The following is a 26918-nucleotide window of genomic DNA, read 5'->3' on the forward strand; positions in this document are numbered from 1 at the left end:
CTTTTAATCTTTAATTTCAATCTTTATTTTCAATTGAAGGATCTTCTTCTTCAAACTCCGATTTCAAAATGCGTATTACCTCGTCCACTGTCTCTTCTTCCAAGTCCGTCTTTTCAATCAACATCTCACGAGGAGCATTCAACACAGCCTTCGCTGTATCGATGCCGATAGCTTTGATAGCGTCGATCACCCATCCGTCGATTTCGTCTCTGAACTCGTCGAGATAGATATCTTCGTCAGCTACATTCTCATCCAACTCACGGAACACGTCGATAGTGTACTCAGTTAACATACTGGCCAGTTTGATATTCAAACCGCCTTTACCGATAGCCAGCGAAACTTCTTCCGGTTTGAGGAATACCTCTGCTTTCTTCTCTTCCTCGTTCAGACGAATAGAAGAAATCTTAGCCGGGCTTAAAGCGCGCTGTATAAACAATGAGATGTTCGATGTGTAATTGATTACGTCGATGTTCTCATTGCGAAGTTCACGAACAATGCCATGAATACGACTTCCCTTTACACCTACACAGGCTCCTACAGGGTCGATTCTGTCATCGTAAGATTCCACCGCGATCTTGGCACGTTCGCCGGGGATACGGGCAATCTTCTTGATGGTAATCAAACCATCATTAATTTCGGGTACTTCCATCTCGAACAGGCGTTGCAGGAAAACGGGAGAAGTACGTGACAAGATAATCTTAGGATTATTATTCTTGTTATCCACGCGGGCAACTACTGCACGGGCCGTTTCACCTTTACGATAAAAGTCGCTCGGGATTTGTTCGGTCTTAGGTAACAGCAATTCGTTTCCTTCATCGTCTAAAAGCAACATCTCTTTTTTCCAGATCTGATATACTTCTGCATTGATGATAGTACCTACCTTATCTATATATTTATTATAAATACTGTCTTTTTCGAGTTCCAGAATCTTGGAAGCCAGTGTCTGGCGAAGATTCAGGATCGCACGACGTCCGAACTTGGCAAAGATCACCTCGTCAGTCACCTCTTCACCTTCTTCGTAAGAAGCATCAATTTTCTGTGCTTCGCTCAACGAAATCTGCATATTCGGGTTAGTCAAATCTTCATCGGCCACAACTTCACGGTTACGCCATATCTCGAAGTCACCCTTGTCCGGGTTCACGATCACGTCGTAATTTTCATCGGTGCCAAACATTTTCGCGATTACGCTACGGAACGACTCTTCGAGTACGCTAACCATCGTCGTTCTATCGATATTCTTCAGTTCCTTAAATTCCGAAAATGTATCAATCAAGCTGATTGTTTCTTCTTTTTTGGCCATAACTATTTAAAGCTAATTAAGTATTTAGTATATTTTATTTGCTCATAAGTGAAGGTTTCGTCCTCTTCTACCAGCTTCGGGCGCTTTGATCCTTCGGTTTTTACTTTCTTTTGTACGCCTACCGTAAACTTCTCTTCATCGGCATCTTTCAGTATACCGGCCAGCTTCCGTCCGTCTCCGGTCAGCACTTCCACCTCTTGTCCGATGTGGATATAATACTGTTGCAGAACTTTAAAGGGTTGTCCGATCCCAGCCGACCCTACTTCCAGTTCATAATCTTCCTCTTCGCGGTTCAGTTTCGACTCTATGAAGCGGCTAAGCTCCACGCAATCTTCAATCCAAACACCTTCTGCATGGTCTATTTCAACCACAATCTTGTCATCCGGGCTCACGGTTACCTCTACTAAAAAGTAGTCTTTTCCTTCCAGCCACTCTTCTACAATCTGACAAACAGTTTTCTTTTCTATCATTTATTAGCTATATAAGAACAAAAAAAGGAGCTTAATTGCCCCTCCACCTTTCATCCGTTTTCGGTTGCAAAGATATAAATAATCTGTTCGACTACAAAACATTAAAGAAAAAAAGTATGAATTAACAGTGCTATATTCGTATCTTTACGCCGTAATTCAAAAAATAACGACTATGGCACATCGTCTCAACACAAATAAACAGTTTATGGTAGGCAACGGACTGCTTGCTTTTGCCGTCATTTTTGTCGTAGTTATTTTTGTCTATATGAGCATGCGACTACAACGGGAAAAGCAAGAAGAACGTCATTTTATTGAAAGCTATACAATCAGTCTGGTAAAGGGTTTTGCCGGAGATTCTATCTCTTTGTTTGTCAATGACAGTCTGATCTCCAACAAAACCATGTCGGAAGAACCTTACACAATAGAAGTGGGACGTTTTGCCGAACAGAGCGCCTTGTTGATTGTAGATAATAACACAGAATTAGTGTCTACGTTTGACCTTAGTGAAAAAGGAGGAACTTATCAGTTCGAAAAAGAATCAGACGGGATTAAACAATTAGCCAAGTAATAAAGGCATATTTTCAATATTACGTTTGCATCCATGCGAGGACACTACTTTGGCAACGAAGTACTTTATATCTCCGTGCGGTACTTTCTTAATTCTCCCCGTAAAGCCAGTGCTTTCCCTTCTGTAAACTGATTTAGCAATGCCCAAAATCGTTCACTATGATTCATCTCGCGTGTATGGCATAATTCATGCAGTAACACGTAATCTATTAGATGAGATGGCAATAGAACCAGATAATAGGATAAGTTAATATCTTTTCGAGCCGAACAGCTTCCCCATCTACCTTGGCTGGAGTTTATTTTCACACTTGAATAGGGAAGTCCGCATTGCTTGGACAAAGAAGCCAAACGTGAAGGAAGGATACTTTTCGCATTCCGCCTCAACGATTCTTCAATTACCTTATGCAACCAGCTTTGCAGTTTCTCATCCGTAAAATCAGCATGAGGCGGACAAACTATTTCCATAACTCCCAACCGGGAATTAGCCAAAAACTGATCCTTTTCACCGGACACCAAGGACAACTTAAAGTGTTCCGCATCAATTTTATAGTTCAAATCAACCAACGCCCGGGCTAGTTTTTGACGGGAGGCCAGAAGTTTACCACGCAGATTCTCGATCGCCTGCTTCACTTCTTTCAATGTAGTGCCGGGAGGAACTGAAACATAAACAGCATCACTCTTTGTACGAAACACAAGACTCCTCGCACGTGAATTGACGCGCACTATCAGACGTCCCAATTCGTCATCTTCTATGATCTTATCCATTATAATCCTCCTATCAACAGGCACAAAAGTAATAAAAAAGAAGATTCCAATGAAAAACTTCGCGGAAGATGCAACTTTATATCAGTTTCTTCCGTCTAACTGTCATATCAATCATAGAAAAACATAATTATGAAAACAAGTTTATTGCTCGTATTAGTCACCGGATTGTCTCTAGTACTTACTGCCGGCTCTTGCTTGCAGGGAAAACACGTAGTAGGCAGCAAAAACTACATCTCCCAAGAAGTAAAAGCCGATCATTTCAATGAAATCAAACTATTGGGAAGTGCCAATATCAGTTATCACCAAGACACACGCAGTCACGTGGAGATACATGGCTCCGACAACATTATACCACTTGTAGAAACGTATGTAGACGGTAATACATTAATTATAAAATTCAAGAAGAATGTCAGTATCTGGAAAGGAAAACTGGAAATAAAAGTTTTTGCTCCGGAATTAAATAAGTTAACGATCAATGGTTCGGGAAATATAAAATTAATCAATGGAATACAAACCTCTAAAGATATTGAATTCCATATAAACGGTTCAGGAAACATTCAGGGAGAAGGGCTTAATTGCCGAAGAATGGCTGTTTCTATTAACGGATCGGGAGATGTTAGACTGCAACAAATAGAGAGCCAGGAATGTCAGGCAGGTATTTCAGGTTCGGGTAATATCAATCTTAAAGGTAAAGCCATTCAAGCAAAATATTCTATTGCCGGATCGGGAAACATTCAGGCCGCAGATTTAGAAGCAGAGAATACGGATGCAAGTATCAGTGGATCCGGAAACATCAGTTGTTATGCAAGTCAGAAACTGGTTGCACGCGTGAAAGGAAGTGGCGATATTGCCTATAAAGGCAATCCACAAGAAGTCGACGCTCCACGGAAAAACATACGGCAAATTAAATAAATACAGTCTAAAAGCATAAAAGGGCTACTGCATCGCGCGGTAGCCCATTTATTTAGTTAGTTTTATTATAAAAATTTGAGAGAATTGAAAACTTCACAGTTTCGCCTTCGTTGTTGTTTTAATTAAGCACACTAACTATATTATATGTTTAAAGCAAATGAAAATGTCTATTCGTTTATAACTTGCACCTTGTGGTTGACCCTCGCCAAACTATCGGCTAGAACCTGTTCCGCTTTCACATCATTTGAGATAGCGACCGATGGTGCTGTTACTTGTTTACCAATGGTATCCGTTGCCAATACACTTCCGTCATCTCCGGAGAAAGAATGTTGTGCCACATTCCCCAAAGAAAGGATGATTGCAATCACGGCAGCGGCTTTGAACAGAGGAATAAAACGACCAGTCAGTGTCAAGCGTTTCGCTTTTACGACCGTAGGCTCCACCTCTGCCAGAATACGTGCATCAAAGTCTTCGCCCAGTCCTACTTCCTGCTGAACCTGTTGATAAACAAACAGGTTTTTATAGCGAAGCAAATGAGCCGGAACTTCCTCCTTTGCGAAGAAGTCGCGCAATGTTGCTTCCTCCTCAACGGAAGTTTCGCATTGCCAGTATCGCTCCAGGAGCTGTTCTATATCCTTATAATCCATATTCGTCAATTTCTAAATACCTTTGTTTTACTTTTTGTCTGGCTCTGAAGAGGTTCACTTTAACTTGTTCCTCTGTCAGATTCAGCAACCCTGCAATTTTCTTATAGCTTTCACCTTCAATGTCCCTCAGTTGCATGATAAGCCGCTGTTTTTCGGGAAGTTCGTTTACCAGTCTATTAATAATGTTCATTCTTTCATCATGAATCATCTGGTCATACGGACTGTTTGCATCAGGTTCTTCCTCCATTTCGGGGGTGAGTTCCACGTTTTGAGCTTCTTTCTTTTGACTTCGATCTATCGCCAGATTCTTTGCCACTGTCAGGCAATAGGCTTCGACCGATTCAAATTGAGACCACTCATCACGCTTATTCCACACTCTTATCATGGTGTCCTGAACGACATCCTCGGCTTCGGCCCTATCCAGGGTGATTCTGAGAGCCAATCGAAAGAGTTTATCCTTCAACGGCAAAATATCGTTTCGGAAGCTGATTTCTTGCATCTCTATAATAATGACGGGCTAGGATATGAAAAGTTACAGTCGCCCACTACTTTTTTTTGAATTATTTTTTTATTCTTGTTCCACCAGAGTTATTAATCGCTGATGCTAAGGTGATTACCACTTCAGAAACTCCTGCATTTATTGCTTCAAAAGAATTCTCCAACTTGGGAATCATACCTCCCTGAATAACGCCATCAGCTACATATTGTTCAAATTCGGCACGGGTGATTTGGGGAATCACACTGTCGTCATCATTCTCGTCACGCAACACGCCTTTCTTCTCAAAACAATATACCAATGTCACATCAAACAGGGCCGACAACGCTTTCGCCGTTTCCCCGGCAATGGTATCTGCATTCGTGTTCAGCATATTGCCGTGTCCGTCATACGTCAATGGAGCCATTACCGGAACCACTCCCTTATGTATCAAATCAGATAACAAAGTAGCGTCCACCTTTTCCACGTCACCTACAAAACCATAGTCTACCTCTTTCACCGGGCGTTTCACCGAACGGATCACGTTCATATCCGCCCCGGTCAATCCGAGTGCATTGACTCCGCGTGCCTGCAGACCTGCCACAATATTTTTATTCACTAATCCGCCGTATACCATCGTTACGACCTTCAAAGTTTCAGCATCGGTAATCCGACGACCATTTACCATTTTGCTTTCAATACCCAGTTGCGCGGCAATCTTTGTAGCCGAACGGCCGCCGCCGTGAACCAAAACTTTATGTCCAGTGATAGCGGCAAAGTCATTTAACAACTGACGAAGGGTGGCTTCCTCTTCTACGATTTTGCCACCCACCTTAATAACTGTTAGTTTTTCTCTCATTTCTTGATTTCTAATAAGTTCACCGAATGGAGAATCCGGCTCCGGCACCTTGCCGGTTATTCCAAATAAGTATATCCGTAAAGCCCTGAACGATAGTTGGAAAGAAATTCTTTTCCTTCTTCCAAAGAGATCTTTCCTTCTTTCACCGACTTCGTCACCCAGGTTTCGAGTGTACGTACCAGCTTCTTCGGATTGTACTGTACATAGTCCAACACCTCCGCTACCGTTTCTCCATCAATAATCTGTTCGATATTATATCCTTTCTCGTTCACCGAAACATGCACGGCATTCGTATCACCGAACAAATTATGCATATCTCCCAGAATCTCCTGATAAGCACCGACCAGGAACACAGCCACATAGTAAGGTTCCGTTTTCTTCAGTGTATGCACAGGCAGATAATGAGCCACGTTACGGGTAGAAATAAAATTAGCAATCTTACCGTCCGAGTCACAAGTAATATCCTGCAAAGTAGCCGAACGTTCCGGTTTCTCATCCAATCGCTGGATAGGCATGATCGGGAATATCTGGTCAATCGCCCAAGAGTCGGGAAGCGACTGGAAGAGCGAGAAATTACAGAAATATTTATCGGCAAGCAACTTAGACAGTCCGCGGAATTCATCAGGCGCATGCTTCAAACCGCCGGCAATCTGATTAATCTCACGTGTAATAGACCAATACAGACGCTCGATTTGTGCACGGGTTTTCAGATCTACGATTCCATGACTGAACAAGTCCAGCGCTTCCTCCCTGATCTGCTGCGCATCATGCCACGCCTCCAACATCTTGTTCTGATTCAGCGAATCCCAGATTCCATATAACTCCTGCACCAATTCGTGCGCATCCGGAGCTATCTCTTCCTCATCATCCCATTCGGGCAATGTAGCGGTTTCAAGTACCTCAAAGATAAGAACAGAATGATGTGCCGTCAATGCGCGTCCACTCTCCGTTATAATATTCGGGTGTGGGATACCATTTTTATCGCTCACGTCCACCAAAGTAGAAATAGAGTCGTTTACATATTCCTGGATGGAATAATTCACGCTGCCTTCGCTATTGGACGAACGGGTTCCGTCATAATCCACTCCGAGTCCACCGCCAATATCTACAAATTCCACATTGAATCCCATCGAATGTAGCTGCACGTAGAACTGTGAAGCCTCACGCAAAGCCGTTTTAATACGACGTATCTTTGTCACCTGACTACCGATATGGAAATGAATCAGTTTCAAACAATCCTTCATCCCTTTGCTCTCCAGGAAGTCGAGCGCTTCGAGAAGTTCACTGGAAGTCAAGCCGAATTTGCTGGCATCACCTCCAGACTCTTCCCACTTTCCGCTACCGGAAGAAGCGAGTTTGATACGTATACCGATGTTAGGCTGCACATTCAGCTGTTTTGCCATCTTTGCAATCAGCTTCAGTTCGTTCATCTTCTCTACAACGAGGAAGATACGTTTACCCATTTTCTGGGCAAGCAAAGCCAGTTCGATGTAACTTTCGTCTTTATATCCGTTACAGACAATCAATGAGTCAGAATCCGTATTGACTGCAATCACTGCATGGAGTTCCGGTTTAGAACCGGCTTCCAGTCCGAGATTGAACTTCTTTCCGTGGCTGATAATCTCTTCCACCACCGGGCGCATTTGGTTGACCTTAATCGGATAAATTATAAAGTTCTCGGCTTTATAACCATACTCTTCGGCCGCTTGTTTAAAGCAGGAAGACATCTTTTCAATACGGTTGTCCAAAATATCCGGAAAACGTATCAACATGGGAGATGCCACATCACGCAATTGCAACTCATCGACCAGTTCTTTCAGATCGACAGTCACTCCGTCTCTACGAGGTGTAACAACGACATGACCTTTGTCATTAATACCAAAGTACGAGGTACCCCAACCTGTGATGTTGTAGAGTTCCTCAGAATCTTCAATACGCCACTTTCTCATTTTCTGTTATTCAGTGTTTTTAGTAAATAATTGGACGGCAAAAATACGGATTAATCTACATGTTGGCAATTAATTAGACATTAAATCTTTCAAACGGTCCATATAACCACTATTTCCGTTACGGGCGTCATAGCGACGTGCCAGCTCTTCTGCCTGTTGATAGAAATAATTGCGAAGTTCGTTTACCTGATAAATTCCATCCGGACGATAAAGCGGGAACTCTTCCGGCAAAGACAACGAGACTTCCGGACGGGTTTCATATTTCAGAGCCTCTACCATATCACAGGAGAAACGATAACTCTTCAGCGTATTAGTACGCAAACTCCAACCGATACAGCGTTCGGCATATTTCCAAGCTCTTTCCGGCTTCGTCATCATATTATAGGCAATAAACAATCCCAGATAGAGCAAAAGATATTCATCCTTCTCTCTTCCCACCAATGCTTCTTCGGCACGTGCACACATATCGGCGGCAATCTCCGGTTTACCTGCTTTCTGCGCATAATAAGCAAGCTTCAAATAGGCCCGCAAATTGGCTTCATAACAAGTGACCTGCTTATTAATCAACGGTTGCGCGCGGCTGTAAGCCTCATCAAACTGTCCCGTTTCCAGATAATAATCCAGCATAAAGTTCAATTCACAAGCCTCACACGACTGATCGTCTATCTTCTCATTCAACATTTTATCAATGTATTCTTTCGCCTTGTCATACTGCCGCATCCAGACACATTCCACAGACCAGCGGTGATAATAACTCCGCAAAGAATACCCGTTCCGGAGGATACGGGTTTTATAATCCTCCCCAATTGCCTGTACCTGTTCCATCGGGATCTCCGGAAGATCGAACGTACAAGCCCATATCCACTTATATTTCCACAACAAGTCATCTTCCTTAATCACATCCTTGTGGTTCTCGTAATCATCCAGAATTTTAGAGAACACGGTAATCTCTTCAGCATCCGCCGAAAGAAGATTCAGTTCATAAATAAGATCCAGTCTCAACTCCGTAGCCCATTCCACATCTTCGTTCTCATCGGCGATGCGGATAGCCTCTTTCAATAGATTGGCTTTTTCGCGGGGATGCAGGTTGTTATTCTGTGTCTGCAACAGCAATTTTTGTATTTCAAGTGTGTATCTCATACTCTTTTTTTAATTCAGGAAATTTATAAAATCATTCATTTTCGAAGTCATCAGTTCACTTAGCGAATGGTTGAAAAGCTCCATTTCTTCGCTGTTCACCGGATATTTACCTTGCAGAAGCGATTGTACATACAATATATGCACCACATGCTGAAACAGTTTATTGTCTCCTTGTATTTGCAATAAGGTCTTCACCATTTCATTATCTGCATTGAAAGTGAGTGTCGGCGGAATCTGCTTTGTAGTATTCACAGCCCCCAGTACAGCCGCCAACGGATTATTAGCACTTTTAGCAGCATTCTCCTTTTCCTCCGCCACAAAAATAACCGGAATATCTACCGGAGTAAAATGCTTCAGACGACAGATACAACCAAACCGCTTCAACAACTCGTTCGCTTTCACCTCAAAAGCCTGAAACTCCTGGTTCGCCTCCACTTCACCAAACTGCTCCAGCAACCGTGAAGGAGATATTTCATCCAAAGTAAGTTCCGGATTCAGACGGACATACTTTTTCAACAAAGTTTCATCAAACGTATAAGCAGCATTCACGACCAGCCAACCCTGTGCTCCGGCTATACGTCGTACTTGCCGGAAATCCTCCAGATTCTTGGTATAACATATCACATTGCTTGCCGAACGAATACTTCCAAAGCTACGCAAACCCTTATTGGTTTCAAAAGGAAGATAATCCATAAACAAACGAAGCAATTCATTATCCTCCGAAGCAATCGCCTTGATATGAAAGTGATGAACATCCAGAATCCGGTTGAACATGGCACGGTCATTCTGCACCAATCCCCGCAGATAATCCTTGATAGCCACCCCGATCTCTTTCCGGGCATCTTTCAGTTGGTCATTACTCACCAAAGACTCCCGGGAAGCGGTAGACAGCAACCCGTCCGCATTCACCAGACAACGGATAAAGAAAGCCCACGACGGCAACAGATTGCAATCATCCTCACTCAACAGCATACGTTTGAGATAGACCTTATGAGAGTTGCGCACTGAAAATTGTGTACGGAAAGGCAGGACATAAAGCACCCCTTCCACCTTGCCGCTTTCAGTATAGATCCGGAAAGCATCGAGAGCAGACGACTGAAACACTTTCGCCCCATAATCCAGCAACTCCTTACGGGTCGCCTTCGGGTCAAGCCATACAGGCGAAGGCGTATTTACCAACTCCTCTTCCCCCTGATAATGCAGATAGATAGGATACGGCAACACTTCTCCGTAACCGACCAGTATCTTCTTAAATGTTTCATATTCAAAAAGATGCATCCAATCTCCTTTCGGGTGCAATACTACCTGCGACCCGATGGGCCGTTCTTCGTCTGATAAAGTCAGCTGATACGTCCCATCCACTTTTCCACACCAGCAAACAGGCTGTCCGCCCATTGCAGAACGACTTTCTACGGTGATTTCATTAGTCACCACAAAACAAGATAACAATCCGATACCGAACCTTCCGATAAAATCGTCCGCATCGGGAGTATCCCGCTTTGAACTCTCCCCAATAACAGTCAGAAAGCGATAAACTTCCTCCTCTTTCAGTCCGATACCATTATCCCGAAATACCACTGTCTTGTTCTCATTCAGAAAGACATCGATGCGACCTTTATAATTCTCGTCAATATTGCGTAGTGCCGTGATGGCATCTACGCAATTCTGCAACAGTTCGCGAACAAAAGTATTCGGGTTACTATAAATGTGCTCTGATAACAGGGCAATCATACCTTTAAGATTGACCTGAAACAGATTATTCCCTTCTTTTTCCATGTTCCTCTTTTACTTCCTCCTCCTTCCGGTGATTTTAAGAGCTTTCTCATTGCCATTCTCTGCAGCCTTTTCGAACCACTCCATTGCAATTTCATCGTTTTCTTCCACGCCATTTCCTGTCAGATAGGCATTTCCAAGTTCAAATTGTGCTTTATCGTTGTTTTTCTCGGCAGCTTTCAGCAACCATTGCACTGCAGCTTCCGGATCAGGGTTACAACCTTCGCCATACATCATCATCTTGCCCAGATAATAAATTGCAGCGACATTCTCATTCCCCGCCGCATCCGTGAACCAGCGATAGGCCTCGGCATAATTCTGTTTCACACCTACTCCGTTATAATAGCAAAGTCCGGTACGATACATACTTGTCGTATTTCCATTATCCGCAGCCAGTGTATAATATTTAAAGGCTTCCGTTTCATTCTCTTCCACTCCGATACCCATTTCATAACAGATACCCAGTCCTTCACTATACCATTCATATTCGGCAGCTTTCTTAAAATAAGCAAAAGCCTTTTCCGACTCATTCAGGCTATCATAGTCATACAGATAATACTCACCCACACGCAGCATAGCCATCGGAATCTCATTAGCCACTGCCTTTTCATACCATTCCACTGCCGTTTTATTATCTTCCAGACAGGGACCGCAACCAAAGAAATAATAATCTCCCATCTTAAACTGAGCATAGCCATAATCCTGTTCGGCAGCCTTCATCATATATTCCACTGCCTTCTGTGGATTCTCTTCCACGCCATTACCATTCTCATAAGCCATCCCCAGTTCCGTCAGACAACGGGCTTCATTCTTTTCCGCCCCTTTACTAAACCATTCGAGTGCCTTATCCCAGTTTTCTTCCGTTCCGATACCTTCTCTATAACAACGTCCCAAAGCAAAGATCGCATCATTATCGTCCGCTTCAGCTGCCTTTGTATACCAGGCAAAAGCCTCTTCCGGTTTCACTTCACCAAGAACACCCTTTTCCATATAAAGACCTACACGGAACATCGCATAAGGATAACCCTGTTCGGCAGCCTTGCTAATCAGTTCAAATGACTTTTCATAATTCTTCTCCACTCCATCGCCATTCTCATATAAGAATGCCAGTTCCACAAGGGCAAAGCAAGCACCCAGTTCGGCCGCTTTTTCATAATATTCCCTTGATTTTACAGGGTCCTTCACACCGCTATATCCATTAGCCAGATAAAGAGCCACACGGCAATACCCATCGGCATTATTCAGTGAAGCCGCTTTTTCATAAAACTCTAAAGCCTTCACATAATCCGGTTCTTCAGACAAAAAGCCACGTTCATACATCCAGCCCAAACGATAAGCTGCACTTCCCGAACCCAACTCAATGGCTTTCTCCAACAACTCTTTCGCGCGATTCATGTCTTCCGGCACCAAATCACCGTTGAAATAAATATTGGCCAGTCCTTCGATACCTTGTATATAATCATCCTCCACGCAACGGTTCAGACACATCAGTCCACGTTCCACGTTCTTATATTCATCATTATACAGGTAGATCAATGCCAGTTCATACGCACTGTAGGGTTCACAATAAAGCATGCCCTTTTCCAGCCATTCAATCGCCTTAGGCATATCCTGCCATTCCTCCTCCTGATAGTTATATCCCAGGAAATTGGCGGCAGACCACACACCGGCATGCCAGGCCTTTTCCCAAAGTTCAAAGCACAGTTCTTTCGGTTTATTCAGTTCCGGGTAACGGAAATAAAGCGTAGCCAGATTTTTAAGACTATAAAGATTGGGAACTATTTCCAGGGCTTTTTCGTAGTAAGCAGCTTCCTCTGCCACGTTACCTTCCGCTCTGTCGAGCGCATCTCCTAACGATGCATATACATGAGCACGCAAACGTTCACCTTCAGGCAGTTCGGCAAGCAGTTCATTCCGTATCTGTAATGCCTTTGCTTTATCCCCTGTAAATTCTTCGGCAAAAGCACGATAATGCTTTCCCCATAAAATAGCTTCGGGAGAAGTGAGAGCAGCAAAACGCCGTTCACCCTCTTCTTTATCTTGTTCACAATAGAATCCCATGTATCGCCAATAGGCAACAGTTGCTTCCGCTTCAGCCCAACCCATATCGGCAGCCTTCTCGTAGTATGGAAGCAAATAACTCATATCCCGCTTTCCATAACGGGCTTCGGAATATTGTGCCCCCTTCTGCGCCCATCCTGCACCGCTAAACTCTGCCACACGGTCGCATACCTGCATCACCTTTTCCCACCAGAATTCATATTCTTCCGCGTTGAGATCCACCTCTACGTTACAGTCAAAAGCACTGAATATCAGTTCAAAAAAATCTTCTGTTAATTTCTCGTCTTCTTTTGTGTCCAAAGCATATTCACATACAGCCAATGCTTCCCACCAGTTTTCCGCACTTAACAATGAAGCCGGTGTATACTGCGGAAACCATACCCTTGCAGGCTGTCCGGATGCTTTAATTTTAGCGGATAACTCCCCAAATTTCTCTTTTAAAGTTTTCATGATATAGAACTTTACCTTAATTTTGTGTTACTAGTCAATAAAAAATCTCATAACGAGTGCAAGGTACAAATATTGACCGAATGCACAAACAAGAGTCTCAAAAAAAACGAAGTTCCAACAAAAAGAGAACATTACAACTACCTGATTTCTGAATACAGTAAAATTCCTCCCAATAATCATTCATTATCAGGCACAAATTACACACATTCCACAGCTTTCCAAATGACGATTACACAAAATATAACGACTGTTACTTCTACAATCCCAAAAGTTGTCGCAAACATTGCACCGATGTTTCAATCTGCCAACGATCTTCCAATTCGTCTGCATTAAAGATATATTGTGCCTGATGATAAAAAGGAGCACGCTTCTCGAGTGCCTGAACAATGAACGCTTTCAGTTCTTCATCCTCTTTACCCTGAAGAATAGGACGTTGTTGTTTAGCCACACGCAAGCGCCTGAACAACACATCCGGATGCACCTCCAGAAAAACAGTCTTTCCGGTCCGGTTCATAAAATCCATATTATCATAAAAACAAGGCGCTCCACCCCCCGTCGAAATTACCACATTCTCAAACTCGGCTACTTCATGGAGCATATTTCTCTCCAGCTCCCTGAATCCTGTTTCGCCTCGTTCAATAAATAATTCTCCAACGGTTTTGTGAAAACGCTCTTCAATATACCAGTCCAGATCGATGAACGGTATATTCATATATCGGGCAAAAGCCTTACCCAACGTCGTTTTTCCGGCACCCATATAGCCGGTAAGGAAGATACGAACCATAAATGATTAATTTTGCTCACAAAATTAATCATTTAATGAAGAATGAAGAATGAAGAATAAAGAATTTTAGCCATTATGCCATCCAATTCTTCATTATTCATTCTTCATTCCCGATTTATTTAAAGATTCTCACCCGTTCTTCAAGCGGCTGGAATTCTTTTTCACCCGGTTTGCCGACAGGAAGTCCGAACGGCATTTCCGCAATCAAATGCCAATGTTCCGGCAAATCCCATGCACGGCGCACTTCTTCATCAATCAACGGGTTATAGTGTTGCAGCGATGCTCCGAAACCTACATCTTCGAGCATTACCCAGATAGCTAACTGGTGCATGGCAGAAGTCTGCAATGACCATCCCGGGAAATTCTCCTGATAAGACGGGAAAGCCTCCTGAAGTCCTTTCACCACTTTTTGATCCTCAAAGAACAGTACAGTTCCATAACCACAGGCAAAGGAATGATCTATCTTCTCTTCTGTCTTGACAAACGCTTCAGCCGGTACAATCCTCTTTAATGCGTCCTTCACAATCTGCCACAATTTCTTATGCGATTCTCCCAATAGAAGTACCACACGGGTAGATTGCGAATTGAATGCCGACGGCACATGGCGCACGGTCATATTAACGATACATTCGATCTCCTGATCGGATATAGGTGACTGATTAGTAATTGAATAGTAAGTTCGACGTTGTTTCAAAGCTTCACTAAAAGATCTTTCCATCATAGTTCCTTTCTTATTTTATATTCTTAAAACTCTCTTTTTTTTATAACAAGTAGCCCCCCTAACTTGTTCAGTTAGAGAATATATTTGTACCTTCGCAGCGTCAATTCATTGACTATCTAAAATTATCGTCAGAAAAAATGGCTAAACAGAAATTTTATGTAGTATGGGAAGGCGTCACCCCCGGAGTTTATACTTCCTGGACAGACTGCCAGCTTCAAATCAAAGGATATGAAGCTGCCAAATACAAATCATTTGACACGCGCGAAGAAGCGGAACGCGCGTTGACAATGTCTCCCTATGCTTATATCGGCAAGAATGCAAAGGCTAAATCAGGAGGTCCCAAACCTTCTTCGGATACTTTACCCTCTTGTGTGATCGACAATAGCCTGGCTGTCGATGCAGCCTGTAGCGGTAATCCGGGACCGATGGAATATCGCGGCGTACACATTGCCAGCCGTCAGGAGATTTTTCATTTCGGCCCGATGAAAGGCACGAATAATATCGGCGAGTTTCTAGCCATCGTACACGGGTTGGCGTTGTTGAAAAAGAAAGGTTTCGATATGCCCATTTACAGTGACAGCGCGAATGCCATCAGCTGGGTACGACAGAAGAAGTGCAAGACCAAGCTCCCCCGGACCCCGGAAACAGAAGAACTCTTTCTGTTGATTGAACGGGCGGAAAAATGGTTGCAAGGAAACACCTATACCACTCGTATCCTGAAATGGGAAACCAAAGAATGGGGAGAAATTCCGGCCGACTTCGGCAGAAAATAAAAGAACATAAATTTCAATATAAGATAAAGATGAAAACATTGACTTCAAACAAAGCTTTCTGGCTGTTACTAGTCATTTGCGTAGTTACTATCCTGCCTTACCTAGGTTTATCGGAGTACCACACCAAAGGGGAGCCTCGCGAATCTATCGTTTCCTACTCCATGCTGGATAGCGGAAACTGGATTTTACCCAGAAACAACGGAGGAGAAATGGCTTACAAACCGCCTTTCTTCCACTGGAGCATTGCTGCTGTTTCGGCAGCAGTGAATGGAGGGCAAGTCACAGAAATGACCTCCCGCTTGCCATCTGCCATCGCCTTGATTGCCATGACTCTCTGCGGCTTTCTATTCTTTGCCAAAAGAAAAGGAGTGGAACTGGCGCTGTTAGCCGCCTTTATCACCCTGACTAATTTTGAGCTGCACCGGGCCGGAGCAAACTGCCGGGTGGATATGGTATTGACAGCGCTCACCGTTGGCGCTCTGTATTGTTTCTACAAATGGTATGAAAAGGGGCTCAAAGGTATTCCCTGGCTGGCCATTCTCCTGATGAGCTGCGGCACACTGACCAAAGGACCGGTAGGTACTATCATTCCATGTTTAGTGGTAGGCATCTTCTTGTTACTCCGGGGTGTCAACTTCTTCAAAGCATTCCTGTTACTTTCCGCCTGGGCCATTCTTTCGCTCATCCTACCTTTCTGCTGGTATGTCGCTGCTTACCAACAAGGTGGAGAAGAATTCCTGGCATTAGTTATGGAAGAAAACCTCGGCCGTATGACTAATACCATGAGTTACGATTCATGCGTGAACCCCTGGCATTATAATTTTGTGACCCTGTTCGCCGGATACGTTCCCTGGACACTGTTAGTCGTGCTCTCCCTGTTCAGCCTGACTTACCATAAATTCAGTATCCAACCGGCAGCCTGGTGGAAACGTTTCACTACATGGATAAAGAATATGGACCCGGTGGATTTATTCTCTTTCACCAGTATCGTTGTAATCTTCGTCTTCTATTGTATTCCGCAGAGTAAACGTAGTGTATACCTGATGCCGATCTATCCTTTCATTGCTTATTTCCTTGCCAAATATCTATTCTATCTGGTTAAGAAGCAATCTAAAGTCATCAAAGTATACGGAAGTATTCTTGCAGTAATCAGCCTGCTACTGTTCACCTGCTTCATCGTTTTAAAATGCGGACTCATCCCTGAAACAATTTTCCAGGGTCGCCACGCACCGGACAATATTAATTTCATGCGTGCAATACAGAATATCAGCGGAGCAGGAGCCTTGTTCCTGATTGCCATCCCTACCATTCTCGGTATCTACTGGTGGTTCTATCAACGAAAAAATGCATTGAGCAACCGCTTCCTATACGCTCTCGTTGTGCTAACAATGGGATTATACCTTGCATTGGACGGCGCTTATCAACCAGCAGCATTAAATTCGAAGTCAGTCAAATTCATCGCTACAGAAATAGAAAAGGTTGCGCCGGAAAGCGAAGGAACGATGTACGAATTCATTGAAGAAAGTCTGCATGCAGCAGGTGACCCCGTACATTATTTCGAACTCAATTTCTATCTGCGTAATCGTCTCGACAACTTCTATGAGAAACGTCCTTCGGAAGGTTTCTTGTTAATCGGCACGAATGATGCAGAGAAATATCTTCCCGAATTCGAGAAAGAAGGATATCAGTTTGAGGAGGTATACGAATCCCCCAAACGAGTACTCCGGCAAATAGCCAAGGTATACAAGTTCGTTAAAAAACAACAGCCTGAAAATACCGAAACGACTCCTATTGTTGAGTAAAAGGTATAGAATTAAGCGTTTTTCCATGCTTCACAAGGAACTCCGCCGATTGGAGCATGGAAAAACTATATTCTTTCAAAGGCAAAAAGCTATCATCCATCGGAACAGCATTCAATTTGCCGTTACCGATATGATAAGTAAGCTCCTGCTGAGTCTCGTAATTATAAAGATAGAGTAACGTATCATTGCGTCCCGCCACCATATTGTCAGCAGTATAGAACATACAGGGACGTTCTTCCTTCAGCAAGTCTACCCCAAAATTATTCTGTAAATAATCAATATTCAACAACCCTAATATCGTTGGCTGTATATCTACCTGACCGCCAAATGCAGTTTTCTCTTCCGGCTGAATACGGCTGGAGTAAATCATCAGTGGAATATGATTATAAGATTCCGGTAGTTCACATTCGGCGTCTCCCACCAGTTTGCCATGATCCCCTTCCAATACGAATATCGTATTATCAAACCAGGGTTGTTTACGCGCCTCTTCAAAGAACTGACGCAAAGCCCAATCCGCATACTCAACGATCTGCGTCTCCGGTTCACTTGTTTTCGGATGGAAGAAAGGAGGTATCACATACGGCGGATGATTACTGATGGACAGTAAAGTAGCAAAAAACGGTTGTCCGGTGGCAGCCCGCTGATTCAATACCGGAATTGCGTAGTCATACAAGAAATCATCCTGCACTCCAAAGCTATTCACAACCTTATCAGCCGGATAGTCTTCTTGCGAAAACACTTCATCATAGCCGTTCGTCCGGAAGAAAGCGTTCATATTATCATACTGTCCTTCATGCGTCATAAAGAAAAGGTTGTAATAGCCGTTTTCTTTCAATACGGTAGGCAGTCCCGAATAGCGGGGAATGACAGAGCCTTTCATCAGGTTCCGTTTCATCATAGCCGGAAAAGAATACAAGGTAGCATACAAACCATGATTCGTATGGATTCCTGCTGAATAGAAATTGCGGAAACTGATCGAACGGGTATACAGGCTATCCAGGAAAGGAGTCAAAGTCTCCGATTGCCCGAAATGCTTCATAAACTTGCTGGACATAGACTCCATCATAATCAATACAACATTAGGACGGCGTTGTTGCACGCTATCCATTTTCGAAGTATGTCTGTAAACAGCCAATGGGGAAACATTCGGTTCTCCCGGCCGGTTGAGCAGAGCTTGCGCCTTGGTAATGGCTTCCTGCTCATCCATCAGATGCAAGTATTTATTTTCAGGTCTCCTGTCATCCATCACGCTCGTCAGCAGATTAAAAGTAGGGCTTACTCCCAGTTGATTGAGAAAAGCATCCTGACAGAAATATGCCGCACTCACTTTGATCGGATTATAACCTGTACGTCCCCGGATTCCAAAGATACAAAGTCCGATTAAACAAGCGCCGATCAGAACCGCTCCTCCTCGCTTCCAATAAGGAAACGGAGTGGAAATAGTGAGGCTACGATGATGGAAATAACGCGCCAGATAGATAAGCCAGACTACGAATCCGGCCAGAAAGAGAAGGAATAATCCGATGGACAGATAATAGGCACTTTCACCCAATATCATTCCGGCAGTAGTTCCTGCATAACCGAACCATTCGAATATGGAAGAGTTGATATGTTTAAAGAAATAGGCAAAATAAGGAATATCCGATGCACTGATTAAATAAACCAATCCATAAAAGACACTAAAAAAGATCGTAAAGAAACGGAACAACGCTTTCCCATAATAGTTGCAGACTCCACACACCACCGCAACTACCAGAGGCAGCAGAAGTATGTAACAACCTATCACATTGTCAAACCAGACCCCATGTACAAAAGCAAGCATCGAAAGTGTCTTATCCGACAAGGCTTCAGAGGTCAACTGATGATAAGATGAGATAAAAAGTACCAGGCGAAACAGTCCTGCGATCAGCAAAGCCGAAACATGTATGGTAAGTATATATACAACAAGATTTAGAAAACGTTTCATAATAGCCTTTTCTTTTTATGAATTAAATGAAAGGGGGTGAATAGTGTTATTTCCTCCCTTTATAGATATAAACGAAATGAAGAATCAGGAAATTGATAGGTACCACGATAATCATTACCAGTATCGGTGCAAGCAGCTCACCCGCCCCTATCCAGAGGAAGAGATTCAGCAAACCGATCTCAAGCAGGTAATTAATCAGATGACTAAAACCAAAACCGATCGCATTATGCGAGGATGGTTTGGAACGAAAGGTGAAGAAAGTAGTCAGGAAGTAGTTGCAGACAAATCCTACAGCGTAACCAGCCGTAAAGGAGATATTGGCATTCGCAACCAACAAGACCAGGCAGTATACGCCGTAATGAATGGCTGAAGATATAGTGCCGACAACTCCAAAACGAACAAACTGCCAGAACTTATCCCGCCAATCCGGGTGCTTCTCAAGTATAGCCTTACTTATTCCGATCATCGTACAACACTTCTTCCACATTATAGAGCGGACGACGTTTTACCTCTTTATAAATCTTGCCAATATACAGTCCGACAGCTCCTATGGATAATAAAACAACCCCGCCAACAAACCAGATAGACAACATCAAAGAAGCCCAGCCATGTTCCGCAGTACCCGAAATCAATGCGTAAAGAACATAGATTCCAATCAAAATACTGATAAAAACAAAGATACCTCCCAGATAAACAATTCCGTAAATGGGCTTTACCGAGAAAGAGGTTATCCCGTCCAAAGCCAGACTGAACATCTTTCTCACTGTATATTTGGAAGTTCCGGCTGTCCGCTCCCGGATCACATCATCTACCGTAGTAGAAGGGAAACCCAGCAACGGAATAATACCACGCAAATAAACATTGCGTTCCTGATAATGAGACAACTGTTCCAGCACTCTCCGGCTTAGAAAACGAAAATCCGCATGATTGTAGATAGTCTCTACTCCCATCCGGTGCTGTAGTTTATAAAAAGCAGTTGCGGAAAGACGTTTCAGCATCGGGTCTGCCTGACGGGATACTTTCACCCCGTATACTACATCATATCCTTCCGTATAGGCATCGATCATCTCCTCAATCGCATTCAGATCATCCTGCAAATCGGCATCAATGGTAATAACGGCATCACTCCAGTCTTTAGCGGTCATCATACCGGCCATGATTGCATACTGATGTCCTACGTTCCGTGCCAGATTCATTCCTTTTATATAAGGATTCGTCCCGTGCAGTTTCTTAATGATGCTCCATGTACGATCTTTACTGCCATCATTCACAAAGAGCACAAAGCTGTCGGCACTGATTTTTTCTTTCGCCACCAGCTCATCAAACAAGGCTGTCAAACGGGAGGCCGAATCTTCCAACACTTCCTCCTCATTATAGCAGGGGGATACAATAGCCAATTTTATCATTTTTCGTCCGGTTTATTTAGTTCAGCCAGTTTTATCTGCGCAAATTCCGAGTAAGTCATAAAAGCATATCCCTTTTCTTTCAGTTTGCGGATAAGCATATCCAGACGTTCCTCCATTCCTTTACCGGAATGATTGCGGATAATAAAAGGCATCTTAAATTCAGGATGTTCACCCAACGGGTAGAATTCCCACGGGTGGAAATAAGTCACAAAATATCCGTCATGCTTCAATACCCGGTTTACCAGGAGTTGGTACAGCCACATCGGCAGATTATGACAAGACAACCAAAATAGCGGGAAGCGAATCCACGGAGTTACAGAAGCCGGGATTTGAAGTAACTTACCTGTCATAAAGCAGGTACGCGGCTCCGACAAATGCATATATCTTCCGGGGATAAATGCGGGATTCAATGAGGAGTTATATACATATCCCATCCGTCCAAGTTCCGTATCTGATACGGGAAACATACGCGGCTGTCGATAACCTTGTATCGTCCTGCCGGTAAGGCGTTCCAGAATTTCTTTTGAACGACTGACATCCGAAGCCTGTGGCTGCCAATGGTCACATCCATGCGCAGCAACTTCATGCCCTTCGTCCATAATGCGCCGCATCACTTCCGGCGCATTTTCTGCAAAATTGCTTGTACAAAAGAAAGTAGCTTTCACCCCGTTGCTTTTCAGGCAGTCCAGTATCCGGTTCGTACCATAGACTGATACTTTCATTGCTTCATCCAGCGGAAAGTCTACACCATGCTCACGAGGTACATCAAATTCTTCTGTATCAAAACTTAATAATATCATTGCAATATCAAGAATTACAACTGCTGCATATCATGCAGACGTTTATAGTAACCGTTTAACTCAATGAGTTCTTCATGCTTACCACGTTCCACAATCTCCCCCTCATACAGTACACAGATTTCATCTGCATTCTTAATCGTAGAAAGACGGTGGGCAATAGCTATCGTCGTACGTGTTTTCATCAAACGTTCCAACGCTTCCTGCACAAGACGTTCTGATTCGGTATCCAAAGCAGAAGTAGCCTCATCAAGAATCAGAATCGGAGGATTCTTCAGAATAGCACGGGCGATACTGATACGCTGACGCTGGCCACCGGACAATTTTCCACCACGGTCGCCGATATTCATATTATATCCTTCCGGTTTCTCCATAATGAAATCATGCGCATTGGCAATCTTCGCCGCCTCTATAACTTGTTCCATTGTCGCATTCTCCACACCAAAAGCAATGTTATTGAAGAATGTATCATTAAACAGAATAGCCTCCTGGTTTACATTACCAATCAAACTGCGCAAATCTGCAATACGTACATCACGAATACTTGTTCCGTCAATGGTAATATCACCTTCCTGTACATCGTGATAACGCGGTAACAAATCGACTAATGTAGATTTACCGGATCCCGATTGTCCAACCAGTGCGATTGTTTTTCCTTTGGGAACTGTCAGGTTTACATGCTTCAACACCTCTCTCTTACCATCATAGCTGAAAGAAATATCTTTAAATTCTATTTTATCATTCAAACCTTTCAACGGTTTCGGATTCGGAATTTCCTTAATCTTATTCTCTGCCTTCAGGATTTTATCAACACGTTCCATGGAAGCCAAACCCTTCGGAATGTTGTATCCCGCTTTAGCAAAGTCTTTCAATGGATTGATTACACTATATAAGATAACCATATAGAAGATGAATGTAGGAGCATCGATGGTTGCATTCTTTCCTAAAATCAATGTACCTCCAAACCACAATACAGCCACAATCAGAATCGTTCCTAAAAACTCACTCATTGGATGCGCCATAGCCTGACGTATAGCAACCTTGTTTGTCGCATCCCGGAGCTCGTTGCTACATTTGGTGAAGCGGTTAATCATTTTATCTTCCGCAATAAAAGCCTTGATGATACGCAAGCCTCCCAGTGTTTCTTCCAATTGTGACATTGTATCACTCCACTTCGCCTGTGCTTCCAGTGATTGACGTTTCAGTTTTCTTCCGACGACTCCCATCAACCAACCCATTCCCGGTAATACAATGATAGTAAAAAGAGTCAACTGCCAACTAACCGTAACCAATGTCACAAAATATATAATAATCAGAATCGGGCTTTTCATCAACATATCCAATGAGCTAGTGATAGAATTTTCCACTTCCCCCACATCACCACTCATACGAGCTATAATATCTCCCTTTCTTTCTTCCGAAAAGAAAGACATCGGCAGACGCATTACCTTAGCATACACCATAATACGAATATCACGTACCACCCCTGTACGCAATGGGATCATCACGGCTGAAGAAGCAAAGTAACAACCTGTTTTAAACAACGTCATTACCATCAGGAATAGTCCCAAGAAAATAAGAGCCACAGTGGGACCATTATCCACAATCATCTGAGATATGTAATAATAGAAGTTATTCTTGGCAACATCTGCTAAATCGCCACTACCCCATTCCATAAAATGGTACACTTTATCCGCTCCTTCTGTTTTAAACAGAATACTCAAAATAGGAATCAGAAAAGTAAATGAGAACACATTGAATACAGCAGACAAAATATTCAGCAAAACAGCCCAGCCGATATACTTCTTATAAGGCGACACAAAACGTCGCATTAGTTGTAGAAATTCCTTCATTATTTACCATTAAAAAAGTTAAGACCGCAAAGATACAATAAAACTGATTAACAGACAGTAGTTTCAGCTAATTATTAACGCGATTTATCGAAAAGCGTTCTTCAATAAATGAAAAATGACTTAATAATTCTCTTTCAGCCAAATCCCCAAAAAACGATCATATATCTGACAGATTCCCATTTCCTGAGTCACGAAATCCTTTTCCAGTAACCCTTTTAGTGCTGCCTGGACTGAACTAGCAGAAGCCAGTCTGTATTTTCTAATGAAAGCACCGGAAGTGACAGCTTTAGCCTTTCCCTCTTTAGTGATAGCAATCAGTAACTCCTTTTGTTTTTCCGGCAAACGAAAAAGAATCTCCGAATAAGTATATCTGAATGAATCAATAATCTGCCGAATAGCGCCTGGCACCATTTCAACTCTACAGACTCCCTGTTCCGGAGTCATGTCATAAAGCGTATTCAACACTTTTTGTATATACCATGTGATTCCCTCAAACTGTTGATAAATCGCAATAATAGCATTTTCTTCTATTTCTTTGCCCGCACGCTTGAAATGAGTACCTGCAAAACGAATATATTCTTCTAAAGGAATACTCTCCAAATGCATCATTGATACACTTTGATAAAAAGGCCGGGAAGGCGTTAAAAACATATTTCCCATCACATGCCGCTGACTCCCTGCAAAAATGAAACGTGCATTATTACAATGTTGCACATAGGTCCGAAGAGTAGCTTCCACATTTTTCTCTACATATCCGGAAATCTGCTGGAATTCATCAATTGCAACCAGACAAGGTTTATCCGCCTGTTCCAAATACCGGAAGATTTCATCGAGTGTAGTAGCCGGAGCTTGTATATCCCCTAGCCCCAAATTCAAAGAAGGCATACCATTCACATCAAAAGAGATACTGGCTTGCAAAGATTTCACACATTCCCAAAAGCTCTGCAAAGCTTTCTTCCCCACAGGTTTCAGCACTTCCAGAATCTCCTTACTAAGTGCAAAGACCAAATCACGCAATGAACGGCTATCATATATATCAATAAAAAAGGTATAGTAACCCTGTTTAATTTCAGGAAACTGAAAGCAATGACGGATCAGCCCTGTCTTTCCCATTCGCCGGGTAGAGACAAGAGCCAAATTATTCCCATTCATCATCTCGCGCACCAACTGTTCGCTCTCAAAACGGCGATCGCAAAAATAATCAGCAGAGACATATCCGCTTGTTATAAAAGGATTTCTTATCATAGTCTTCATACATCTCACGTTATTACGCAAAGATAATTATTATAAAATAATAAAAGCCATCTACTATACATTATTTCATCATTATCCTTACTCAACAGGCACCACATGATAATAAACCCCGCGCGTTTTCCTGAACGACTTTACTCCCAATCTCTGCAAGATACGCCCGAAATAATTAACTTGCCCGGAAGAAAATTTCATTTTACTTGCTTTTTGTATCCGCTGCAATATATCTGCAGCAAGCAACCATTCTCCCTCTTCTTCCTCTTCCGCTGCCCGGTAATATACCTGAAACAATTGTTCAATCACCGGAGACTGTTCAAATTCCCGATTAGCTTCCGTCATGATAGCCTCTTCCTTCTCATCAAACCAGTAGCGTTCATTACTACGCAGCAATGCCATTGCCTGCGCATACAATTGTTCATAGTCAATAGGGCGGACCACATCGATCACTCCCGTCACCTCAACACCGATAAAACGACGACTGCCGGAAGTATCCGTCAGCAAATCTTTATGATTACTCGTGCCTATAAAAGAAGCATACCGACGGAGTTCCTCTACTGCTGAAGCATTCGGGCGTCGCGTATTGACAACAGGCTTTTGCAGAATATGCTTGAGAAAAGACTGCTGATTGATACCAATCTGATCGAACTCATCCATGTTTATCAATAAAAAGCGATTCAAATATAGCTCGGCATCCCGCTTCCGGCTAAAGTCAATACTATCTGTATAATAAGCCTGCAAACATGGAGGCAAAATCAACCGGCAAAATGTAGACTTACGATAAGCCTGTGGACCTATTAATATAGGAGAAGTACTATTTGCATGATTCTTTCCCATTCCACGCCAATGCGCTATCATACTGAGAAACCAACGACGAAACAATTTTGCCCAATGAGGATGATCACAAGGAACTCGCTTGGCAAGATCACCGATGTGATCCTTACCATCCCAATGAGGAAGGTCGTAAAGGAATTCTTCGATAGGCTGATAAACCGGCACATGATCCGAATTCAGATAGCGTACTACGTCTTTATCCCAAAGCTTAAGCCCTTCATAATGCGCGTTCATTGCAATACTTGCCATCAACCGTTTGTCCACCGGATGAAAATAAAAATTAAAGCTATTCCGTTCGCGACATTCCACTTGTGATGTCAACTGGTTGAAACGAAAATCATAACGCCGCTTCATAAACTCGTCCATCTGCATGACAAATAATTGTTCTGGCAACAGACTACTCTTACTTGCAAATCCCTCACAAGTACGGTATACATTTCGTACGGTTTCCCGAACCAATGTATCATCCTTCGGCAAACGATAATGGGCACGAGACCATCGTACTGTATCTTCTTCAGGAATACCGGCACGGAAACAATGTCCTGCAAGGTTAATCAACAGCGATTGTTTGTCTCCTTCCGGTTGATAATCAGTCTCTTCATCCAGCGCGCGTGCAAAAGCAGCTTCGAAAAGTACAGAAAGCGCATTACATTTTTCATATCCCGGCGCAAGCCGTTGCAACGGCGAAGTTTCCGTTTGCACCCGTTCGCGATAAGTCACCTCACCCGGCATAGCTGCAGGCTGCTTCATATAAATAGGCATTGCTTCGGGGTTAAAATACAAGTTCGGGTCAAAAGTTAAACGACAATATTGTTCCAACGAAGGTACTTTCAGTTCAATATCATAAGGGAGTTGTGGCTGATAAAATTTCACTGCCAACCGATAGGCATGCGCATGAAAAAGCTCCGCCTCCTCACTAGTTGTCGGCAAAAGATCATTGGGATAAGTAAAACGCACCCATACTTTCACGGACTTCCCGGAAGAACCGGTGAAAGCTAAGTAAGTCTGCGGAAGTTCCTTTACCCGTTCTTTCACTTCATCCGCCTCCATGTGCCCGGACAAGTTGTTGACCTGAATCATCACAATTCCGTTGTATTCACTCATCGTCGTGATACCACCTTTGCGAAAAAAGGCGGCTGCAGGTATCAGCTTCGGTACTTTCTGTACATAGTCATTTTTATCACCCGGAAGCATAAAAGGCAGGACTTCTCTCATTTTTGAGACGGGCTGTGTTTTGGTTTCCACTTTCATTTGCTCCACGAGCTGTTCAATTCTCAACGTACGCATAGTGTTCACCTTGCCATCGTCTCTCACCAGTGTTATTCTCATTACTTCATTTATTTGTCCTGCATGTGTTTGTAGGGCG

The 26918-nt window shown here is 43.1% G+C and carries 23 protein-coding genes; 4 read left to right on the forward strand and 19 right to left on the reverse strand.

The window, feature by feature from the left end; translation table 11 throughout:
• Positions 1 to 16: 16 nt before the first annotated feature.
• Positions 17 to 1300 (reverse strand): transcription termination factor NusA, encoded by a 1284-nt coding sequence (gene nusA / locus NQ505_RS03430; protein WP_008998156.1) that lies wholly within the window; start codon positions 1298 to 1300, stop codon positions 17 to 19.
• A gap of 2 nt (positions 1301 to 1302) precedes the next feature.
• Positions 1303 to 1770 (reverse strand): ribosome assembly cofactor RimP, encoded by a 468-nt coding sequence (gene rimP / locus NQ505_RS03435; RefSeq protein ID WP_004298256.1) that lies wholly within the window; start codon positions 1768 to 1770, stop codon positions 1303 to 1305.
• Between the two features lie 172 nt (positions 1771 to 1942).
• On the opposite strand from rimP, the gene NQ505_RS03440 reads away from it, so the two are divergent.
• Entirely contained in the window at positions 1943 to 2338 is a 396-nt protein-coding gene (locus NQ505_RS03440; RefSeq protein WP_008998157.1) for a hypothetical protein, read from the forward strand.
• A 65-nt stretch (positions 2339 to 2403) separates the two neighbouring features.
• On the opposite strand, the gene NQ505_RS03445 is transcribed toward NQ505_RS03440, so the two are convergent.
• Entirely contained in the window at positions 2404 to 3102 is a 699-nt protein-coding gene (locus tag NQ505_RS03445; protein WP_008998158.1) for a SprT family zinc-dependent metalloprotease, read from the reverse strand.
• Between the two features lie 129 nt (positions 3103 to 3231).
• On the opposite strand from NQ505_RS03445, the gene NQ505_RS03450 reads away from it, so the two are divergent.
• Positions 3232 to 4014, forward strand: a complete 783-nt coding sequence (locus NQ505_RS03450; protein WP_008998159.1) for a head GIN domain-containing protein — start codon at positions 3232 to 3234, stop codon at positions 4012 to 4014.
• Between the two features lie 167 nt (positions 4015 to 4181).
• Here NQ505_RS03450 and NQ505_RS03455 read toward each other — a convergent pair whose 3' ends face one another.
• The 9 genes from NQ505_RS03455 to NQ505_RS03495 all read right to left on the reverse strand — a co-directional run bounded on the left by NQ505_RS03455 (position 4182) and on the right by NQ505_RS03495 (position 14870).
• The gene (locus NQ505_RS03455) at positions 4182 to 4661 is read right to left on the reverse strand and encodes a hypothetical protein (protein ID WP_008649173.1); all 480 of its coding nucleotides are present in this window, start codon (positions 4659 to 4661) and stop codon (positions 4182 to 4184) included.
• A complete protein-coding gene (locus NQ505_RS03460; protein WP_004298261.1) occupies positions 4651 to 5160 on the reverse strand; it encodes an RNA polymerase sigma factor in 510 nt (169 codons plus the stop codon). The genes NQ505_RS03455 and NQ505_RS03460 overlap by 11 nt, the downstream gene beginning before the upstream one ends.
• Before the next feature lie 61 nt (positions 5161 to 5221).
• Positions 5222 to 5995, reverse strand: a complete 774-nt coding sequence (argB, locus tag NQ505_RS03465) for an acetylglutamate kinase (RefSeq protein ID WP_032853324.1) — start codon at positions 5993 to 5995, stop codon at positions 5222 to 5224.
• A gap of 56 nt (positions 5996 to 6051) precedes the next feature.
• Positions 6052 to 7944, reverse strand: coding sequence for a biosynthetic arginine decarboxylase (gene speA / locus NQ505_RS03470; RefSeq protein WP_004307404.1), 1893 nt, complete (start codon positions 7942 to 7944; stop codon positions 6052 to 6054).
• Between the two features lie 69 nt (positions 7945 to 8013).
• A complete protein-coding gene (locus NQ505_RS03475) occupies positions 8014 to 9084 on the reverse strand; it encodes a tetratricopeptide repeat protein (protein ID WP_008998161.1) in 1071 nt (356 codons plus the stop codon).
• A gap of 9 nt (positions 9085 to 9093) precedes the next feature.
• On the reverse strand, positions 9094 to 10860 hold the full coding sequence (locus NQ505_RS03480; protein WP_008998162.1) for an HSP90 family protein: 1767 nt from the start codon (positions 10858 to 10860) through the stop codon (positions 9094 to 9096).
• A gap of 9 nt (positions 10861 to 10869) precedes the next feature.
• On the reverse strand, positions 10870 to 13368 hold the full coding sequence (locus NQ505_RS03485; protein WP_004324365.1) for a tetratricopeptide repeat protein: 2499 nt from the start codon (positions 13366 to 13368) through the stop codon (positions 10870 to 10872).
• A gap of 256 nt (positions 13369 to 13624) precedes the next feature.
• Positions 13625 to 14152: a shikimate kinase gene (locus NQ505_RS03490; RefSeq protein WP_004298267.1), complete on the reverse strand. Its 528-nt coding sequence runs from the start codon at positions 14150 to 14152 to the stop codon at positions 13625 to 13627.
• Positions 14153 to 14267: 115 nt separating this feature from the next.
• The gene (locus tag NQ505_RS03495) at positions 14268 to 14870 is read right to left on the reverse strand and encodes a nitroreductase family protein (RefSeq protein WP_032848642.1); all 603 of its coding nucleotides are present in this window, start codon (positions 14868 to 14870) and stop codon (positions 14268 to 14270) included.
• Between the two features lie 140 nt (positions 14871 to 15010).
• On the opposite strand from NQ505_RS03495, the gene NQ505_RS03500 reads away from it, so the two are divergent.
• Positions 15011 to 15646: a viroplasmin family protein gene (locus NQ505_RS03500; RefSeq protein ID WP_004298269.1), complete on the forward strand. Its 636-nt coding sequence runs from the start codon at positions 15011 to 15013 to the stop codon at positions 15644 to 15646.
• 29 nt (positions 15647 to 15675) lie between these two features.
• Positions 15676 to 17448: an ArnT family glycosyltransferase gene (locus NQ505_RS03505; RefSeq protein ID WP_008998163.1), complete on the forward strand. Its 1773-nt coding sequence runs from the start codon at positions 15676 to 15678 to the stop codon at positions 17446 to 17448.
• On the opposite strand, the gene NQ505_RS03510 is transcribed toward NQ505_RS03505, so the two are convergent.
• From NQ505_RS03510 to NQ505_RS03540, 7 genes are all read right to left on the reverse strand, one after another.
• Positions 17435 to 19414 carry an LTA synthase family protein gene (locus NQ505_RS03510; protein WP_008998164.1) on the reverse strand — a complete coding sequence of 660 codons (1980 nt, stop codon included), beginning with the start codon at positions 19412 to 19414 and terminating at the stop codon, positions 17435 to 17437. The genes NQ505_RS03505 and NQ505_RS03510 overlap by 14 nt on opposite strands.
• A gap of 46 nt (positions 19415 to 19460) precedes the next feature.
• Positions 19461 to 19880 carry a GtrA family protein gene (locus NQ505_RS03515; RefSeq protein WP_032853273.1) on the reverse strand — a complete coding sequence of 140 codons (420 nt, stop codon included), beginning with the start codon at positions 19878 to 19880 and terminating at the stop codon, positions 19461 to 19463.
• A complete protein-coding gene (locus tag NQ505_RS03520; protein ID WP_008998166.1) occupies positions 19864 to 20820 on the reverse strand; it encodes a glycosyltransferase family 2 protein in 957 nt (318 codons plus the stop codon). The genes NQ505_RS03515 and NQ505_RS03520 overlap by 17 nt, the downstream gene beginning before the upstream one ends.
• Positions 20817 to 21620 carry a polysaccharide deacetylase family protein gene (locus NQ505_RS03525; RefSeq protein WP_008998167.1) on the reverse strand — a complete coding sequence of 268 codons (804 nt, stop codon included), beginning with the start codon at positions 21618 to 21620 and terminating at the stop codon, positions 20817 to 20819. The genes NQ505_RS03520 and NQ505_RS03525 overlap by 4 nt, the downstream gene beginning before the upstream one ends.
• A 14-nt stretch (positions 21621 to 21634) precedes the next feature.
• A complete protein-coding gene (locus NQ505_RS03530) occupies positions 21635 to 23470 on the reverse strand; it encodes an ABC transporter ATP-binding protein (RefSeq protein ID WP_008998168.1) in 1836 nt (611 codons plus the stop codon).
• 120 nt (positions 23471 to 23590) lie between these two features.
• The gene (locus NQ505_RS03535; protein WP_008998169.1) at positions 23591 to 24724 is read right to left on the reverse strand and encodes an AAA family ATPase; all 1134 of its coding nucleotides are present in this window, start codon (positions 24722 to 24724) and stop codon (positions 23591 to 23593) included.
• A 78-nt stretch (positions 24725 to 24802) separates the two neighbouring features.
• Positions 24803 to 26881 (reverse strand): BT4734/BF3469 family protein, encoded by a 2079-nt coding sequence (locus NQ505_RS03540; RefSeq protein WP_008998170.1) that lies wholly within the window; start codon positions 26879 to 26881, stop codon positions 24803 to 24805.
• Positions 26882 to 26918 lie beyond the last annotated feature (37 nt).

The sequence above is a fragment of the Bacteroides sp. D2 genome (genome assembly GCF_025147085.1).
Lineage (GTDB): Bacteria > Bacteroidota > Bacteroidia > Bacteroidales > Bacteroidaceae > Bacteroides.

What these genes read in the sequence shown, in the direction of transcription:
- nusA (WP_008998156.1), bottom strand. Translation starts at nt 1,300, where the DNA reads ATGGCCAAAAAAGAAGAAACAATCAGCTTGATTGATACATTTTCGGAA.
- rimP (WP_004298256.1), bottom strand. Translation starts at nt 1,770, where the DNA reads ATGATAGAAAAGAAAACTGTTTGTCAGATTGTAGAAGAGTGGCTGGAA.
- NQ505_RS03440 (WP_008998157.1), top strand. Translation starts at nt 1,943, where the DNA reads ATGGCACATCGTCTCAACACAAATAAACAGTTTATGGTAGGCAACGGA.
- NQ505_RS03445 (WP_008998158.1), bottom strand. Translation starts at nt 3,102, where the DNA reads ATGGATAAGATCATAGAAGATGACGAATTGGGACGTCTGATAGTGCGC.
- NQ505_RS03450 (WP_008998159.1), top strand. Translation starts at nt 3,232, where the DNA reads ATGAAAACAAGTTTATTGCTCGTATTAGTCACCGGATTGTCTCTAGTA.
- NQ505_RS03455 (WP_008649173.1), bottom strand. Translation starts at nt 4,661, where the DNA reads ATGGATTATAAGGATATAGAACAGCTCCTGGAGCGATACTGGCAATGC.
- NQ505_RS03460 (WP_004298261.1), bottom strand. Translation starts at nt 5,160, where the DNA reads ATGCAAGAAATCAGCTTCCGAAACGATATTTTGCCGTTGAAGGATAAA.
- argB (WP_032853324.1), bottom strand. Translation starts at nt 5,995, where the DNA reads ATGAGAGAAAAACTAACAGTTATTAAGGTGGGTGGCAAAATCGTAGAA.
- speA (WP_004307404.1), bottom strand. Translation starts at nt 7,944, where the DNA reads ATGAGAAAGTGGCGTATTGAAGATTCTGAGGAACTCTACAACATCACA.
- NQ505_RS03475 (WP_008998161.1), bottom strand. Translation starts at nt 9,084, where the DNA reads ATGAGATACACACTTGAAATACAAAAATTGCTGTTGCAGACACAGAAT.
- NQ505_RS03480 (WP_008998162.1), bottom strand. Translation starts at nt 10,860, where the DNA reads ATGGAAAAAGAAGGGAATAATCTGTTTCAGGTCAATCTTAAAGGTATG.
- NQ505_RS03485 (WP_004324365.1), bottom strand. Translation starts at nt 13,368, where the DNA reads ATGAAAACTTTAAAAGAGAAATTTGGGGAGTTATCCGCTAAAATTAAA.
- NQ505_RS03490 (WP_004298267.1), bottom strand. Translation starts at nt 14,152, where the DNA reads ATGGTTCGTATCTTCCTTACCGGCTATATGGGTGCCGGAAAAACGACG.
- NQ505_RS03495 (WP_032848642.1), bottom strand. Translation starts at nt 14,870, where the DNA reads ATGGAAAGATCTTTTAGTGAAGCTTTGAAACAACGTCGAACTTACTAT.
- NQ505_RS03500 (WP_004298269.1), top strand. Translation starts at nt 15,011, where the DNA reads ATGGCTAAACAGAAATTTTATGTAGTATGGGAAGGCGTCACCCCCGGA.
- NQ505_RS03505 (WP_008998163.1), top strand. Translation starts at nt 15,676, where the DNA reads ATGAAAACATTGACTTCAAACAAAGCTTTCTGGCTGTTACTAGTCATT.
- NQ505_RS03510 (WP_008998164.1), bottom strand. Translation starts at nt 19,414, where the DNA reads ATGAAACGTTTTCTAAATCTTGTTGTATATATACTTACCATACATGTT.
- NQ505_RS03515 (WP_032853273.1), bottom strand. Translation starts at nt 19,880, where the DNA reads ATGATCGGAATAAGTAAGGCTATACTTGAGAAGCACCCGGATTGGCGG.
- NQ505_RS03520 (WP_008998166.1), bottom strand. Translation starts at nt 20,820, where the DNA reads ATGATAAAATTGGCTATTGTATCCCCCTGCTATAATGAGGAGGAAGTG.
- NQ505_RS03525 (WP_008998167.1), bottom strand. Translation starts at nt 21,620, where the DNA reads ATGATATTATTAAGTTTTGATACAGAAGAATTTGATGTACCTCGTGAG.
- NQ505_RS03530 (WP_008998168.1), bottom strand. Translation starts at nt 23,470, where the DNA reads ATGAAGGAATTTCTACAACTAATGCGACGTTTTGTGTCGCCTTATAAG.
- NQ505_RS03535 (WP_008998169.1), bottom strand. Translation starts at nt 24,724, where the DNA reads ATGAAGACTATGATAAGAAATCCTTTTATAACAAGCGGATATGTCTCT.
- NQ505_RS03540 (WP_008998170.1), bottom strand. Translation starts at nt 26,881, where the DNA reads ATGAGAATAACACTGGTGAGAGACGATGGCAAGGTGAACACTATGCGT.